The following is a 16,658-nucleotide window of genomic DNA, read 5'->3' on the forward strand; positions in this document are numbered from 1 at the left end:
ATGTATTCAGTTAATGCAAAATATAATTAGTATTTATGAAAATCGTTGCTTTAAAAGAAAAAGCCAAGCATGAAACACGAGCCGTTATAACGCCTGAAGTAGCAGGATTGCTAGTCAAAAAAGGCTATGCGGTTACGGTAGAAAAAGATATAGGGTTTCATGCCGGTTTTCTTGATGAAGAATATGTTGCTCTAGGTGCTAAAATATCTTCGGTACCACTCGAAATTATTTCTGATGCTGATATTATATTAAAGGTGCAACCTTCATCCGTTACGGATAAATATAGTGAGCTTGAATTTGCAAAAAAAGGAGCAATTATTGTAGGATTATTATCGCCTTATTTAAATCATGAATATATAAAAGCGGCAGCTAAAAAAAACCTTACGACTTTTGCTATGGAGTTTGTGCCGAGAATTACTAAAGCTCAAAATATGGACGCTTTATCTTCTCAAAGTAACTTAGTAGGCTATAGAGCGGTAATTGAAGCAAGCTATCATTACACAAGGGCTTTTCCTATGATGATGACGGCAGCAGGGACGATTTCACCGTGTAAAACTTTAGTGCTTGGTATCGGTGTTGCCGGTCTTCAAGCTATTGCAACGGCAAAAAGGCTTGGTAGCATTGTTGCAGGATATGATGTAAGAGCTGCTACCAAAGAGCAGGTAGAAAGCTTAGGAGCTAAGTTTGTTTCACCGGAATTACAGGAGGATTTACAAGATAAATCAGGCTATGCTCACGAGAGTTCGGAAGATTATAAAGCTAAACAAGAAGAGTTTTTAGCAAAAATTATTAAAGGATATGATATAGTTATTACTACTGCACAAATTCCGGGAAAAAAAGCACCTCTGCTTGTTACGGAAAAAATGCTAGAATCTATGAAGCGCGGCTCAGTGATTGTTGATATAGCGACTAGTACAGGCGGGAACGTGGAAGGTTCAGAACCGGATAAGATCGTTACTAAGCACGGAGTTACCATAATAGGTGTATCAAACCTTGCTACTAAAATTGCTACCGACAGCTCAAAATTATATGCTAAGAATTTGTATAATTTTCTAACCTATGCATTGCAAGACGGTAAGTTTAATATGAATGATGCGTTAGTACGTGAGATGTTGATTACTAAAGACGGAAAAATTGTGAGTGAGAAATTAAATATATGAATCAATTACCGACGATGGCTAAACAGGCTGCTGAAATTGCCCATAACACCCAAGAATTATCAGATAAATTAAAAGATTTGGTAATAGATACTAGTTGGCAAACAAACACAAGTACTATAGATCCGCTAGTATTTGCTATAACTATTTTTGTATTAGCTTCTTTTGTGGGCTATTATGTTGTGTGGAAAGTAACTCCTGCACTCCATACTCCGCTTATGTCTATTACTAACGCTATTTCAGGTATTATAGTTCTTAGTTCTATGATTGCTGCAAGTAGTTCTGCTTTTGGGTTTCCCAGTCTACTAGGGTATTTTGCAACGTTGCTTGCTTCTATAAATATCTTCGGCGGGTTTATAGTAACAAAAAGAATGCTCGAGATGTTTAAGAAGAAGTAATTAATAATGTCATACCTGCGTTGTTGATACCCAAATCGTCATTGCGAGGAGCAGGGGTTGTTGCATGGGTCGAAAAACCTACTCGATGTCGTTCCCGCGTAGGCGGGAATGACATAACAAGTCATACGGTTAACGTTTACAGTGACAAAAAAATCAAATTAAAGTTCTAGTTCTTTATATTCAACGGTAACTACTTCGTATGATTTAGATCCTTTCGGTGTTGTAACTTCTACAAAATCACCTACCGATTTTCCAATCAAAGCTTTTGCTATAGGAGAAGCGATTGAAACTCTTTTTCTAGTTATATCGGCTTCATATTCTCCTACAATAATATATGTTACTTTTTCTTCAGTATCGTCGTCGATCAAAGTAACCGTAGCCCCGAATTTTATGTTATCTCCCGATAATTTACCAATGTCAATAATTTCCGCTCTTGCCGTCATATCTTCAAGCTCTTTAATACGCCCTTCTATAAATGCTTGTTTCTCACGTGCCGCTTCATATTCCGCATTCTCGGATAAATCGCCGTGTTCTCGTGCTTCGGCTATATCTTCACTAATTTTTTTACGTTCTACATGTTTTAAATGTTTAAGCTCGTGTTCTAATTTTTCAAAACCTTTAGCGGTGATAGGAAATTTTATATTCATAATTATATTGTATAGATTTAGTAATTTTAGTATACTATTTTCAATAATATAGATTTCAGCAAGTATATTTGTAATAGTGAAATTTGTCAAATAAGCCTTTTTAATTATTTGGCATTCTCATATAACAATAGCAACAAATTAGTAATCTTATGGCAATTAAAGATTTTGACTTTGAGAAAAAGCGTAAAATTTTCCACCTATCGGCTATAATATTTCCGCTGCTTTATTTATTTATTCCAAGAACCGCTATTACGTTATTATTATTATTTATAATAACGGCTATTACATTATATTTAGATGTATCACGTCATAATAATGCAAAAATTAGCGAATTTGTAACTAGATTTTTTTCAAAAGTTATAAGGCTTGAAGAAAATAACGGTTCTTTTGCTTTAAGCGGCGTTAGCTTTATGATGCTCGGTTTTTTCTTAACTGCTCTTCTTTTTCCTAAAAATTTAGTGATTTGTTCGTGGTTGATTTTAATTATTTCAGATTGTTTAGCGGCTCTTGTCGGCGTTAAAATAGGAAATAGCTTAGGTAACGGTAAATCTATAGCCGGTTCTATTACCTTTTTAGCTTCTGCAATTTTTATAAGTATATTAGTGTATTTCTATTTAGGATATAATACAAGTTTTATTATTATAATTATAAGTTGCATAGGGGCTACAGTAGCTGAATTTTATTCAAAAGATTTAAGAATTAACGATAATTTGTCTATACCGCTTTCTTATTGTCTTTCTACAGCTATTCTTTCCTACATATTGTAATATAATGAGAGTTGCACCGGAATTTTATGAGTTCTTAAAAAACCGTATTAACATATCGGATGTAGTACGGCAAAAAGTAGCTTTAACTAGAAAATCCGGTAACTATGTAGGTTTATGTCCTTTCCATCAAGAAAAGACCCCATCTTTTACGGTTAGTGATAGTAAGAGATTTTTCTATTGTTTTGGTTGTAAAGCAGCTGGTGACGTTATAAAATTTACTTCTAATATTAGCGGTTTATCTTATAATGAGTCTGCTATAAAGCTTGCAACCGATTACGGTATAGAGATACCGAAATTAACTGCGAAACAGAAAGAATTTTATGAAGAATCCGATGAAATTCTAAATATTTTAGAACTCGCCAATAAGTTTTTCAGGACACAATTAACACCTGAAATATTACATTATCTACACGAAAGGGGTATTACCGAAGAAACAGTAAAAGAGTTTTCAATAGGCTTTGCCCCGAAGAATAATAAATTTGAAAAATTTTTTCACGATAAAAATATAGATATTATAAAGCTTGGTAAAGCAGGGCTAATCGGCAAGCGAGAAAACGGTGAAATATATAATTTATTTTCTAACCGTATTACTATTCCAATTAGAAATATTTACAATAAAATTGTAGGCTTTGGCGGTAGAGTACTAGGGGAGGGGCTGCCTAAATACTTAAATTCACCTGAAACTACAGTATTTCAAAAAAGTGAAACTCTATACGGTGAGCATAAAGCGATAAGCAGTAGCTATAAAAAAAATCATTCGATTTTAGTAGAAGGTTATTTTGATGTTATAGCACTACATCAAGCAGGTTTTAGTGAAACGGTTGCGAGTCTCGGTACTAGCGTTACCGAGAATCACTTACATAAATTATGGCGTGCTGGCGATGAAATTATATTATGTCTTGACGGAGATAATGCAGGCATAAAAGCTAGCATAAGAACTATTAACTTAGCATTACCGCTTATTAATAGTGAAAAGAAAATTTCTTTTATTAGGTTACCAAGCGGACTTGATCCCGACGATGCAGTAAATAAAAATGGTGCTGATTTTTTTGCAAAGCTTATAGATAAAAGAATAAGCTTATCAGAAATGATTTGGCATATTGAGTATAGCGGCAAGAGTTTTAAAACTGCGGAAAAAAAAGCTAATTTAGAAAAAAATTTAAAAAATTATTGCAGCAAAATATCGGATAGTGATTTAAAAGCAAGTTATTACAGGTTTTTTAAAGATCAAATATGGCAAAATTTAGTCACAACGCAGAAGAAAGCTACAACTAAAAACTCAAAGTTGGCTCCTATAATTTCAAGTCACGGCTATTCGGAGCTTGAAATGTTAGAACACGCTTTTTGTACTTTGTTGGTTAAATTTCCTATAATACTTGAAGCAAAAGATATTAGAGATTTCATCTTAAATTTAAATTTTAATAATAAATCGCTTGAAGAATTCCGTAATTGGTATTTAAACGAGATTATAGATAATAACGTAGAAGCAAGTGAAATTACTGCAATTGTGGAAAAAACTAGCTTTTTTGATATTTTTTTATTATTATCAAAAACGGATAATTTGTTTTTAGATATCTCATTTAATAAAAATAATATCAGACTGGATTTATTATGGCAGTGGCTACATAAGAAATATTATCTAATAAATTTACAACAAGAATACGCTATTACCATAAACAGTACTGACAATCACGACTTTGAAAAAGTTTTACTATATAAAAAAGAAATTCTGAAGATTGCAAATGAACTTCAAGTTTTAAACGAATCTTTTATTAATCACACGATAACTTAATTATTTCAAACTTCTTTTAAAAGAAAAAAGCATATAGGTATTTAATGAGCAATAGCAATATAGACAATGATCTAGATAAAATAGATAGTTTACTTAAAAAAGCTAAATCTAAAAAGATACCGGTCACTTATGATGATATAAACAACGCTCTTCCTCTTAATAAAAATCCTTCAATAAGACAATTAGAGGAAGCTATATTAAAATTTTCCGATGCGGGAGTAGATATTTTAGAATCTAATGAAGATGATGAAATTAAGCTTGATATCGGAATGGATGAAGAATTTAAGCTATCTACCAATGTTGATAATGAACCTGAGGATGAGGTAGAAGAAAATATAGGTACTACCGATGATCCTGTAAGATTATATCTTAAGGATATGGGGGGAGTCGATCTTTTAACTCGTGAAAATGAAGTAGAAATAGCAAAAAGGATTGAGGAAGGACATAAAACAATGACTGCTTCCTTATGCAGAAGCCCTATTGCTATGCGTTGTTTTATAGTATGGTATGAAGATTTAGTTAATGAAAAAATGTTACTACGTGATCTGATAGATTTAGAAGCTAACATATTACATGACGAAACACCCGAAAATGATGAAGAACATAGTAGTGAGACCGAAGGAGAAGAGCATGAGGATAACCACTTATCTATATCTAGAGTAGAAACGCAGATATTACCTAATATTATAGAGCGTATGAAAAAGATTTCGTTTATCTGCGAAGAGCTACTCATTGAAGCTAAAAAATGTTATGAGAAATCTTTTGAGCCGAAGGTTTTACAAAATAGCAAAAAATATAATAATTTGGAATTATTAATAAATGAAGTTTCGGAAATACATTTTAATTCTAAAAGAACGGAAGAAATTTTAGGTAAGATGTATGGAATAAATCGTGATTTAATTAATAAAGAAACAGCCTTTTTAAAACTTGCTGAAAAATATGGAGTAACTCGCCAAAATTTCCTTGATGAATATATAGGATCGGTTATCAATGCAGCATGGAAAGAAAAAATGCTGAAAAATAAAAAAGGCGCTTGGAAAGAGTTAATGACTAAAGAATCGGATTATATAGATCAAATGATTGCCGAATTATCGGTTATAGAATCTAAAACCGGTCTTTTAGTTAATGATTTTAAAAAACTAGTGAATACTATACAAAAAAGTGAGAGACAAACGCTACAAGCAAAAAAAGATATGATAGAAGCGAATTTACGTTTAGTTATATCTATCGCTAAAAAATACGCTAATAGAGGATTGCAGTTTTTAGATTTAATTCAAGAAGGTAATATAGGACTTATGAAAGCGGTGGATAAATTTGAATATCGCCGTGGTTATAAATTCTCTACCTATGCTACGTGGTGGATTAGACAAGCTATAACAAGAGCTATTGCCGATCAAGCAAGGACTATACGTATTCCTGTGCATATGATTGAAACAATTAATAAGATACTACGTACTTCAAGACAAATGCTTAATGAACTCGGATACGAACCAACAGCAATGGAAATCGCTAACCGTCTTTCAATGCCGCTTGATAAAGTGCGTAAAGTCATGAAAATAGCTAAAGAACCTATAAGTCTTGAGAATCCCGTAGGTGATGATAGTGACGGCGGTCAATTAGGCGATTTTATCGAAGATAAGAATGCAGTAGCACCGATTGATGCGGCAATTCAGTCAAATTTACGAGAAGTTACCACTAGAGTACTTGCAACCCTTACGCCTCGTGAAGAAAGAGTGCTTAGAATGCGTTTCGGTATAGGTATGAATACTGACCATACATTAGAAGAAGTAGGGCAGCAATTTAAAGTAACTAGAGAACGTATAAGACAAATCGAGTCAAAAGCTTTAAGAAAGTTACAACATCCTATTAGATCCAAAAAACTTAATAGCTTTAGAAGCGGAGGAAAGCGTGGTGACGGTAATCCATCGGATTTACTAGAAGCATGATAATACTTATACTGTCATCCCGTGATTCGGGATCTCAGGACACGGGCTGTGATACAAGATCCCGTAGTCAAGCCACGGGATGACAGTGGGCTATTATGTATCGATATAAAATTACCATTGAATATTTAGGCACAGATCTTGCAGGTTGGCAAAGACAAGCAGGAGTAATATCGGTACAGCAGATATTAGAAGAAGCGATTTATAAGTTTTCCGGTGAACAGGTGATATTGTTTGGGTCAGGAAGGACAGATGCCGGTGTTCATGCTATAGGTCAAGTAGCACATTTTGATCTTTCAAAATATTTAGAACCTCACAAAATTATTACGGCTATCAACTATTTTGCAAGACCGTATGCCGTAGGAGTATGGAATTGTGAATTAGCCCCCAATAATTTTCATGCTAGGTTTTCAGCTACCTCTCGTTATTATATATATAGAATTATTAATAGACCTTATCCATCGGTAATTGATTTAAATAGAGCATGGTGGATTAGTTCACCTTTAGATGTTCCTGCTATGCAACAAGCTACCGCTTATCTATTAGGCAAACATGATTTTACTTCATTTAGGGCTAGCTCATGTCAATCAAAATCACCGATTAAAACTTTAACTGAACTTAATATTATTAAAGAAGACGAAGAAATAAAATTATATCTTTCAGCCCCATCATTTTTGCATCATATGGTACGTAATATTGTCGGCAGTTTAGTACTTGTTGGTAAAAATATTTGGCAGGCAGAACAAATTAAAGATGTTCTAGAGGCCAAAGATAGAAAAGCCGCCGGTCCTACTGCTCCCGCCTCCGGTCTTTATTTTGTGAAAGCAGCGTATTAACAACCATAAATTTTGTCATTACAATGCCTCCCTGCATAGGCAAGGCCATTACTAAATTGTGGTTGACCGTATAGAGAAATAATATCGCTTTCTGCCGATAATTTGTCACCAGTGCTTGAACCTTTAAACTTAAAGTCAGAGTTCATACGGCTATATGCGATACCGCCAAGACTATTTTCCCCGATGTAAAGCTCACTGCCGATCGTGCCGCCGGATACCGCGTACCTTTATAGCTAGGATTACCTTTATATACATCTTGATTACTTGAACCGAAAGCACCGGCAAACCCATAATCCTTTTTTAGTAATTATAGGGTTTGCTTCATCACCTGCTGCAACGGCTATCATAGTACCGCCTGATAAGTGATTATTAATATTAGTAGTTACTGCTTCAGCTGTAACATTTGCTACACTAACCGATCTTGTTCCTTGCTCGGTTAAATGCTCTACTACTTTTTTTGTATTATCAGGTGCAACTTGAGCTAAGTTTGCTACGAATAATAAGGATTGTTCTTGTTTTGTTTTACTCACTACAACAGTATCATCATTAGCTACTTTAGCTACTTCTTTAAGCTCAGCTTTATTATTTACTAATTCCTTAGCAAGCTCTACAGCGTGTTTTTCAGGATTTTGCATAACAAGTGCAGATTTTTCTCTAATCACTTCTTTTTGTGCTTCCGCTACAAAAGTATTTTCCGTATGGACAACGATAGTATTATTGATTGCCTCAGCCAATTTTTGCGACTCAGTTTTTTAACATATTCCTCTGCTACTCTTATTTCGTTAGCTTGACGTTGCTAACTCCGCTTGCAGTATTTGCACTCCTATTCTGCTATTATTTTTTTTCAACCACTGCTCTTTCGTTAGCCTCTTGTTGTGCTAATCTTTCATTTTCATCTCTTCTTTCTTCTTGCTGTTGCTGAGCTTGCAGTCTTTGCTGTTCAGCTCTTTCGTTAACGCTGAGTTTGTGCTTGTTGCTGTGCTTGTGCATCTACCGGTACTACTAAACCGGCTAGGTTAGCTTGTGTCTCTGCATCACAACTTGATCTTGTCTAGCTTGAACCAATTCTAGATCTATATTATCAATTGGTTATTGTATCTCTCTTTGTCTAGCTTGTCCATCTCGCTGCAGTACTGCAATTTGTGCCGGTACTTCTCTTTGTGCATTTGTTAAGTCCAGCTGTGCTACAAACGGAGCGTTACGAATATCAAATAAAGCTTGCCGTACTCGGATTTTGTTCCCCCATACGGCTCCTGCACGTGCAGCATTTAATCGTTGCTGTGCATCTGCTAATTGTTGCGGATTCTTGATTCTTGGCTTGTATTCGTGCTAGTGCATTCTGTGCTTGCCTTAACCTTAAGTTTTCTCTGTCTACTTGTTGCTGAACCCTCACCGGAGCCGCTACCATATCTTGCTGTAGTCGTGCTTGTCTCTGTCCTAACGTATCTACTGTTTCTCTTGCTACTATTACGTTTCCTACTATCGCTGCTTCTGCTCTTGCTTGAGCATGTGCCGGTTGTGCCGCTGCTTGCACTCCTACTTGTTGTACTTGTAATCCTTGCAGTAAAGCAACGGTTCCGGTAGCTGCAGTATAAGTATATCCATATTACTCATCCTCAAAATTGATAGGGCGGCTACATCATTCGCCGTGTGAGCCCTATTAATATTAATCACAATATTTGTACCGAATGCCGTAGGGAGATTTTGAAAAACTATACCGCTTTCTCCTAAAGCATTTATAGTAATATTGCCTTCAAGTACTACATCGCCGGTAAGAATTACGTTACGTCTAAGATCGAATGTCGAACCGTTAATGTTAGCATTACCGTTAATTGTAATGTCCTGCGTGCGAATATTATAAGTCCCCGAATCAAAATTAGTTTGTCTGGAATGAATATCATTATGCAATTTGTGTTCATGATTACCTTCAAACGTCACTTTAGAAACTTGTTTGGTTTGTGAACCGATTTCATAAATATCAGGAGTCTTTACGAAAGTTACCTCTCCTCTCATAGTTTTAGTAGTAGTAATATTACCGGTAAAATCTTTATTAACCCTTACCTTCCCAAAACTTATAAACTCTAAATTCCCTGTATCTATTACACCGCCGTTGCGATGTTTCATATCAACTTTTTCTTTAAATACAAGCTCAATAGATTCAACGGCACTAATATCATTACCGGTAATGGTTAGCTCAGAACCTGTTCCATTACCGCTTGTAAGCTTTAACTTTGCTTTTGCATTATTATTGGCTCCATATGCAAGAGGTGCTCCTAAAGCATTTTGAACTACCCTTTGAGTTTGCGGATTGTCAACGTTAGTTATATTGTTAATACTAACTCTTGTAGTTGGATTGCCTTCAATAACAGTAAATACCCCATTAAAACCATAAATATTAATATCATTAATATTAATCTTTTGGGCAAAATTAATCCTATGGTTATTTTCTGTGATAATAATATTGTCATTATGTTGCGGAGGATAATGGTTGTGATTATATCTCCAATCATTCATCGTACCTATATTAGAAGATGGATTGCCCGCCGGAATAATATCCGCTGCGAAGCCTCCTATGCTTGCAAGTAGCCCGATACTACTTACTGGTTGCTAGTAAAAGTTTATTAAAAAAAGTTTTTTTCTTATTAGTCATAATTTCCCCTATAACTTATTGCTTTTAATGATTTTACCACTTAACTTATCGGTCATTATACACTATTTGTTTACGACGCACAATAATTAATTAATAAGTTTACTATTAGTTAGTATTTATTAATTATTTACGATGGCGTGATTTATGAAATTTAAGGGCAATAGGCTGGTTTAATGAAAGGTAGGGGTTATGGTGTTTGTTTGGTAGGTAATCGTCATTGCAAGCAGGCATCATTGCCCGCGTGGATCAGTTTTCCGTTGTCATCCCGTGGTCAAGCCACGGGATGACACCGAGTGCGTTTTTCGATCCGCACAACAATGTCGTAATTTCCTCGCAATGACGTCAAAATAACATCCTATTCATCATCTATATTAGAAAGCTCATCTTGTAACTCTTGAGAAAATACATCCTCATCATCGTTAGAATCATTCGATTTCTTAAGAGAGTGTTTGAAATTATTTAGGTCTTTATTTTCAAATATTTCAATAGATTTTAAAGTCTCATTTGGAATTATAACTATAATATTTTTACTTAATTCATCTAAATAATCAGTGGTAACGGAAACTTTCAGTACTCCTCCATATTTGCTCTGTTTGCTACTTACTACAAAATCTTTTAAAGATTTACTTTTAAAATAGTTTTCAGAAGTAAAGATCATTGTTATAAAAAATAGTACTAACGAGATAGTAGTACCTACGGCAAATCCTGCTAATAGCCCTAAGAATCTGTCAATAAAACCGTTTCTCATAAATGAAATTATAGCAAGAAATTTATAAACTATAAAAACACATAAAATTAAAGCAATAACATAAGATATAACACCGACAATAATTATTCTTATAACCTCATTATCCATATATTTCCCGATTAGGTCAGAAATATATGGATATAAAAAATATCCTAACATTATAGAAGTAATAAAACCGAGTATTCTAGTTGCAAACCCGATTATGCCTTGATATAAGCCGAAAAATGAGAAAAGAGTAATAATAGCAAAAATAGTAATATCAAAAAATGTGATCATTATTGTTAACTTCTATTGAATAATTGGATTTAAAGCTTATATATTATATAATTAAAAAGTTTTATTTATGGGCGATAAAATTTTTCATAACTTATCCGGTAAAACACTAGTTGCTACACCGCATGTAATTACAAAAGGCATTTACCATAAATCCTTAATTTATATGTTATCACACACGGAAGAAGGAGCAATAGGATTAATATTTAACCGCTTAGTAAATCATATAGATTTAAAATCGTTTTTTAAAATAAAAAATGACGAAATAACAACCCCGGTTATGGTTCCTATATATCTTGGCGGACCCGTAGAACATGAAAAAGGGTTTTTTCTTCATTCTAGCGATTATAATAAAAATTTATTATTGGATTTCCATAATGATTTAGCAGTAAGCTCTAATTTAGAAATTTCAGAAGATATAGCTTTCGGTAAAGGACCTAAAAATAGCTTATTCATTGTCGGTTATACAGCATGGAAACCAGGGCAGCTTGAAGAAGAATTAGAGAAAAACCTATGGCTGGTTATGGATTGTAATAAAGAATTTATTTTTGCCGATAATCCTGAAAGTAAATGGCATAATGCATTAAAACACTTAGGCATTGATGAAATACATTTCTCATCACACATAGGAAATGCTTAGAGATTATCTGTTAACCATTTTTCGGTAAGCCTAAGCAATAATGCTTTAAAAATTTTCCCTGACTGCTAATTAAATACACAAAATTAGAATGTTGTAATTCATATTTGTTTGTTTTTACATCAAATATTTTGGATGTATAGAAGAAGACCTTAAATTGATCTGCTAATTGTTCAATATCTTGGACTCTCCCCGTTAAACCTATAAAATTATCATCTATTTTTTCTAAATATTTTTTTAATACCTCACTTGTATCATGCTCAGAATCTAGAGTAATAAAAACTACTTGTACTAAAATATTCTCTTTCTTCAAAATCTTAATAATATCTTCTACTCTTTTTAGTACTTGATTGTCATATAAGGAATAGGTAGTACCAAAATAAATCAAACTTAAATGACCTTGCAAATGGGTAATATCAAATTTCTTTCCTTCTTGATCTATAAGAGTAAACTTAATTTTAGGCGAATCGTCCATATTACTAGTTTTCACACCAATCTTAAGCTTAGATGGAGTTAATGAAGAATACAATAAAAATATTATGCTCGTAATCATAGCTAGAGCTATAAAAATTTTTATAATATACATTTGGTTTTTATTATTTTTCATAACCTAAGTAATTATCAATATTTATTTATAATAAAACTTATTCTTATAATATATGCAATAAAATTCATCTTTCACTATATATAAATATCGTAATATCTAAATTGTGATATTTTTAGTTAAAATTAATTTATTTATTAACTAAATTGAAATTTTTTGAGTTAATCTTAAAGTTAAGATTATTAAATAAAACAACAACTAAGAAACACAACTAAGAAACGGATTAATTATGTACAATTATACCGCTTATGTAAAACGTTTAAATGATAAATTTAAAAAACAAGAACATACGAAAATTACGAAAATATAGATAGTACTATTTCTGAAGACCATTTATTTCAAATACTAAATGACAACAACAATGCAACTCAACCGATACAAACACTCCTAAATCAAAATTCGTTTGAAATAACAAATAATATTGAACACAATAAAGCAGAAAATATGAGGGATATAATGATGTTGAAAAAAGAAGAAATAAAGGAAGCAGAAATGGAAAATTTTATCGACTTAATTAATAAAGATAGTGAGAAATATGAATCTATTATTGATAGGAGTAATAAAGCTATAATTATATTAGGGCAAGAGAAAGAAGATTTAAATCTCATAGCTAATTTTCTTAAAGACGGTGAATTAATATTAGAAAGTAATAAGTATGGAGATTGGGACTTCTCAAAAAAAAGTCTAACAGCAAGTTCAAATATTTTAGATAGTTTTTATATAAAAAACGAAAAATATTTAACATATAACAATAACAGTTCTTATTTGGATGCTGCTAATTCATCCTCTGAATCTACTATTGACAAATTTTTCCTACAAAAAATTCTAAGTACGACTCCTACTAAATTTATATTAGCAATAAAAAATATTGAAACCAAAAACTCTAACTCTTCCCTTGTCAAAGCCAATCTAGAAAAACTTATCGGTATATTTGAACAATTTACTAAATTATTGAGATATATTGATATAAATGAAGGTAATTTTAGTAGTGACCGATAGCCCAAGCAAGCAATAATCATACTCGTATATCTAAAATTATTGATGACACTATAAAACTCGGTAATTTTAGCGATGAACACAAGAGTATCATTAATAAAATAAAAGATTCTATTTATTACCTCAAGCTAGCGAGCAAGCAAAAGACTATACAAATCTATTAAATATTAGAGATGATAATTATATCATTCTAGATGAATATAATAAAATAACAATCGACGGCGAAAATTTAACATATATTTTAAATTCTATAAATGTAATTAATAAAGAAGTACCAATTAGTATCAATGAGCTTAAAACATATATAGAAAAAAAATTGGAACAAAATATAGAAAATAATTTAAGTTTTGAAGATGTTTTGCCTAAAACAGACAAATTGAAACAATTAATAGATATAGTAAATTATTATAAACAGTTAGAAGACAATGCCAAAACTATAGGAAATTTCTTAGAAATCGTTAAAAAATTAAATCAGCTTTTAGAAACACCGAAATCAAAAAATAAATTAGAGAATCTTCTAAATTACCTTAAATATTTATCTAACATCAAATTTTCCGAAAAAGAAAAATTGGTTACACTTAATTCTGCAAAATGGTTTAACGATTTATTTAGTAACCTTGGGGCATATAATATAAAAGAAAAGTTATTAGAATTATTTAAGCATACAATATGCAAAGATAAAGATTCATTTTATAAAAAATTAAATGAAACTATTGAAAAATTTTATGAAGATATCAAAAATAACGATGTTTTAGACTTAAAAGCAATCAATAATATATATATACTTAAAAAACTTTTTACAGCATATTAACAATTCTAGCACTGATGTTGAAAATTTAGATAATATTAAATTATTCTTAACAAAGAGCTTTAAGAATTTTAATAATATATTAGGTATAACTATAAATAATAGCATTAGTAATTTAGAAAAACTAATAGACTCAGTCAGCAAGCAAGAAGCTAAATCTCTTTGGAGGTATATTACCGCCTCTAAATCTATTACAGAAATATCTCAAAATCTCGATAAAGTAATATATGATAAGCTTTTACATCAGCCTGTGTTACCTGATCAAGCGCTACCTATTTATAATTTATTAGAAAAATTACTAAAAGAAACTCATAAATCTATTAATGATTGTTATAAAAACGAAAACTTATATAAACATCAATTAGCAGAAATTTATTGTCAACAAGCACAAATCTGTACACCTAATGGCTCAACAAAACTATTCTAAAGACTCAATAGGATTGTATGAAAACGTTGCTAACCTTGGTTCTGAAGAGGCAAATATAAAACTTGGGAAGATTGAATTTAAGAGCGGAAATTATATAAAAGCTTTAGAATATTTTAAAAAAACTACTCATATATCTTATGCAAAAGAAGCTTTTAATAAATTATTACATCTCAAAGAATCAGAACTAAAAAAGAAAATACAGCAAAAGAATCCGCAAGATATAGCTAAATTAGCATCAGAAATAATTGAATTATATTCAAGCCAAGGTGATTTTTATAACCAATATAATCTAGATATATCAGAAAAAAGTCTGCAAGATTCACTAAAAGTATTTTGTCTTAATACGAAAGCTCTAATAGAAGCACAAGGAAGACCTCTAAACCTTATGGAATATTATATGATTTGTCTAAAGAGTTAACATCAATAATTTCTTCACCGTGTAGTCAACTTAAACTTATACAAAAAACTGAAAAATATAAAAATTTAGCAGAAAAATTTAAAGAAGAAAAACTAGAAACTGATTATACGAATATTACGACAAGCTGGTCACATGATTCATACTTTAAAGAACCTTTACTTAAGTTTGATGATGTAAAAACCTTAATTTGTAAAACTCTACACTTGATCTGACAGGTAGAGATTGATTAAGCAGCAAAAGTGCTGTCAGATAAGTAAGAATTAATAGACTTATCTTGAGCAATTTTAATGCTATCCTTGAAAGTTTGCATAGGAGTTTTTCCATAACAGAACTTTCCAGAATGCGGTCTAGTATTGTTATATTTGTTTAAATATTGATCTAAGTCAATCTGTAAATCCTCTAATGAGCTATAAATCTTTTTACGGAAAGCTGTATCATAAAATTCATCTTTTAAAGTTCTATGTAATCTTTCGCATATTCCATTAGTTTGAGGAGAACGTGCCTTAGTTTTAGTATGATCAATATTTTCTATAGCCAAATATAACTCAAGAGCATGATGTTCTACCTTACCACAATATTCCGTTCCTCTATCTGTAAGGATTCTCAGTAGTGGTACATCATGATTATTAAAGAAAGGTATTACCTTATCATTTAAAATATCAGCGGATGTTATTGCAGATTTATCAGTATAGAGTTTGCAAATAGCCACTCTAGAATAAGTGTCAATAAAGGTTTGTTGGTATATTCTACCTACTCCTTTCATATTACCAACATAATAGGTGTCTTGTGCACCAAGATAACCGGGATGCTGAGTATCAATTTCTCCATGAGCCTATTTCTCCATGAGCCTCTTTAATTTGTTTTGCTTTTTCTAAAGCAGATATCTGCTCTTCTGTCAGTAAGATACCATCCTGTGCAGATTTAGCTTCTAAAGCTTTGAGTCGTTTCTTTAGAGTTTCAAGATCGTTGCGTAGCCAGATAGAACGTACACCACTGGATGACACTATAATACCTTGCTTTATTAGTGCTTGGCTCGCACGAAGCTGACCAAGAGCAGGATTCTCTATAGCAAGATTTATTACTGCTTGTTCTATATGTTCTGATACACGATTCTTTACTATAGGTTTCTTACGACTCATATCCACAAGAGCCGCTTCTCCGCCCATCTCATATAGTTCCTTGAAACGGTAAAAGCTATCTCTTGAATAGCCCATTACTTTACACGCAGTACTAACACTACCTAGTTGTTTTGCAAGTTCTAATAATCCTAATTTAGGTTTGATTATTTTTTGATCATAATTTGACATATTGTTCCTATTAATTGAGTTTTATATTTAGTTCGTGGATATGATAGATAACTCCTTAGTTATCTACATACCCACAAACTCTTCTAATTTCAATCTTAATATGTCAGATCAAATCTGAAGGTTTACACTTAATTCTTCATTTGACCATATTATTATGATAATAATGAAGATTCTAGCAATATGTTAGGTGCTTGTTATAATTCCTCAGAGTATCCCTCAATGAGAAAAATTTAATATCTCTTAATACTAT

At 32.1% G+C, this 16,658-nt stretch carries 17 protein-coding genes and 2 pseudogenes; 11 read left to right on the plus strand and 8 right to left on the minus strand.

The window, feature by feature from the left end; all coding sequences use genetic code 11:
• Window positions 1-35: 35 nt before the first annotated feature.
• Together MCC_RS00375 and MCC_RS00380 are read left to right on the plus strand one after the other, a co-directional pair.
• Window positions 36-1,160 (plus strand): NAD(P) transhydrogenase subunit alpha, encoded by a 1,125-nt coding sequence (locus MCC_RS00375; protein WP_014408061.1) that lies wholly within the window; start codon window positions 36-38, stop codon window positions 1,158-1,160.
• On the plus strand, window positions 1,157-1,555 hold the full coding sequence (locus tag MCC_RS00380) for an NAD(P) transhydrogenase subunit alpha part 2 (RefSeq protein WP_014408062.1): 399 nt from the start codon (window positions 1,157-1,159) through the stop codon (window positions 1,553-1,555). The genes MCC_RS00375 and MCC_RS00380 overlap by 4 nt, the downstream gene beginning before the upstream one ends.
• A 158-nt stretch (window positions 1,556-1,713) precedes the next feature.
• Here MCC_RS00380 and greA read toward each other — a convergent pair whose 3' ends face one another.
• Entirely contained in the window at window positions 1,714-2,202 is a 489-nt protein-coding gene (gene greA / locus MCC_RS00385) for a transcription elongation factor GreA (protein ID WP_041405466.1), read from the minus strand.
• Between the two features lie 149 nt (window positions 2,203-2,351).
• On the opposite strand from greA, the gene MCC_RS00390 reads away from it, so the two are divergent.
• From MCC_RS00390 to truA, 4 genes are all read left to right on the plus strand, one after another.
• A complete protein-coding gene (locus MCC_RS00390) occupies window positions 2,352-2,969 on the plus strand; it encodes a diacylglycerol/polyprenol kinase family protein (protein ID WP_014408064.1) in 618 nt (205 codons plus the stop codon).
• Window positions 2,970-2,973: 4 nt separating this feature from the next.
• On the plus strand, window positions 2,974-4,761 hold the full coding sequence (dnaG, locus tag MCC_RS00395) for a DNA primase (protein ID WP_014408065.1): 1,788 nt from the start codon (window positions 2,974-2,976) through the stop codon (window positions 4,759-4,761).
• A 44-nt stretch (window positions 4,762-4,805) separates the two neighbouring features.
• Window positions 4,806-6,707, plus strand: coding sequence for an RNA polymerase sigma factor RpoD (rpoD, locus tag MCC_RS00400; protein ID WP_014408066.1), 1,902 nt, complete (start codon window positions 4,806-4,808; stop codon window positions 6,705-6,707).
• A 95-nt stretch (window positions 6,708-6,802) separates the two neighbouring features.
• Window positions 6,803-7,540, plus strand: a complete 738-nt coding sequence (gene truA, locus MCC_RS00405) for a tRNA pseudouridine(38-40) synthase TruA (protein WP_014408067.1) — start codon at window positions 6,803-6,805, stop codon at window positions 7,538-7,540.
• A 260-nt stretch (window positions 7,541-7,800) separates the two neighbouring features.
• Here truA and MCC_RS09790 read toward each other — a convergent pair whose 3' ends face one another.
• The 5 genes from MCC_RS09790 to MCC_RS00425 all read right to left on the minus strand — a co-directional run bounded on the left by MCC_RS09790 (window position 7,801) and on the right by MCC_RS00425 (window position 11,214).
• Entirely contained in the window at window positions 7,801-8,274 is a 474-nt protein-coding gene (locus tag MCC_RS09790) for a hypothetical protein (RefSeq protein ID WP_041405387.1), read from the minus strand.
• A 100-nt stretch (window positions 8,275-8,374) separates the two neighbouring features.
• On the minus strand, window positions 8,375-8,530 hold the full coding sequence (locus MCC_RS09795) for a hypothetical protein (protein ID WP_014408068.1): 156 nt from the start codon (window positions 8,528-8,530) through the stop codon (window positions 8,375-8,377).
• A 217-nt stretch (window positions 8,531-8,747) separates the two neighbouring features.
• Window positions 8,748-9,074, minus strand: coding sequence for a hypothetical protein (locus MCC_RS09295; RefSeq protein ID WP_014408069.1), 327 nt, complete (start codon window positions 9,072-9,074; stop codon window positions 8,748-8,750).
• A 2-nt stretch (window positions 9,075-9,076) separates the two neighbouring features.
• On the minus strand, window positions 9,077-10,054 hold the full coding sequence (locus tag MCC_RS00420; RefSeq protein ID WP_014408070.1) for a hypothetical protein: 978 nt from the start codon (window positions 10,052-10,054) through the stop codon (window positions 9,077-9,079).
• A 491-nt stretch (window positions 10,055-10,545) separates the two neighbouring features.
• Window positions 10,546-11,214, minus strand: a complete 669-nt coding sequence (locus MCC_RS00425; protein WP_014408071.1) for a CvpA family protein — start codon at window positions 11,212-11,214, stop codon at window positions 10,546-10,548.
• A 67-nt stretch (window positions 11,215-11,281) separates the two neighbouring features.
• Between MCC_RS00425 and MCC_RS00430 the strand changes: the two genes are divergently transcribed.
• Complete coding sequence (locus MCC_RS00430; protein WP_014408072.1) at window positions 11,282-11,851, plus strand: YqgE/AlgH family protein; 570 nt, start codon at window positions 11,282-11,284, stop codon at window positions 11,849-11,851.
• Between the two features lie 10 nt (window positions 11,852-11,861).
• Here the strand turns inward: MCC_RS00430 and MCC_RS00435 are convergent, their stop codons facing one another.
• Window positions 11,862-12,455, minus strand: coding sequence for an SCO family protein (locus MCC_RS00435; protein WP_014408073.1), 594 nt, complete (start codon window positions 12,453-12,455; stop codon window positions 11,862-11,864).
• 441 nt (window positions 12,456-12,896) lie between these two features.
• Here MCC_RS00435 and MCC_RS09800 point away from each other — a divergent pair, with 441 nt between their 5' ends.
• The 4 genes and pseudogenes from MCC_RS09800 (at window position 12,897) to MCC_RS00460 (ending at window position 15,313) form a co-directional block, all read left to right on the plus strand.
• Window positions 12,897-13,451, plus strand: coding sequence for a hypothetical protein (locus tag MCC_RS09800; RefSeq protein WP_231288712.1), 555 nt, complete (start codon window positions 12,897-12,899; stop codon window positions 13,449-13,451).
• Window positions 13,452-13,806: 355 nt separating this feature from the next.
• Window positions 13,807-14,064, plus strand: a pseudogene (locus MCC_RS11015) (hypothetical protein); the annotation flags it as partial.
• 596 nt (window positions 14,065-14,660) lie between these two features.
• Window positions 14,661-15,101, plus strand: coding sequence for a hypothetical protein (locus tag MCC_RS09810; protein WP_231288714.1), 441 nt, complete (start codon window positions 14,661-14,663; stop codon window positions 15,099-15,101).
• Window positions 15,086-15,313, plus strand: a complete 228-nt coding sequence (locus MCC_RS00460) for a hypothetical protein (protein WP_014408074.1) — start codon at window positions 15,086-15,088, stop codon at window positions 15,311-15,313. Before MCC_RS09810 ends, MCC_RS00460 begins: the two co-directional genes overlap by 16 nt.
• Before the next feature lie 14 nt (window positions 15,314-15,327).
• Here MCC_RS00460 and MCC_RS07410 read toward each other — a convergent pair.
• Window positions 15,328-16,408 (minus strand): annotated as a pseudogene (locus MCC_RS07410) (IS481 family transposase).
• Window positions 16,409-16,658: the final 250 nt, after the last annotated feature.

It is taken from the genome of Rickettsia rhipicephali str. 3-7-female6-CWPP, assembly GCF_000284075.1.
In the GTDB taxonomy this organism is placed as follows: Bacteria; Pseudomonadota; Alphaproteobacteria; order Rickettsiales; family Rickettsiaceae; genus Rickettsia; species Rickettsia rickettsii.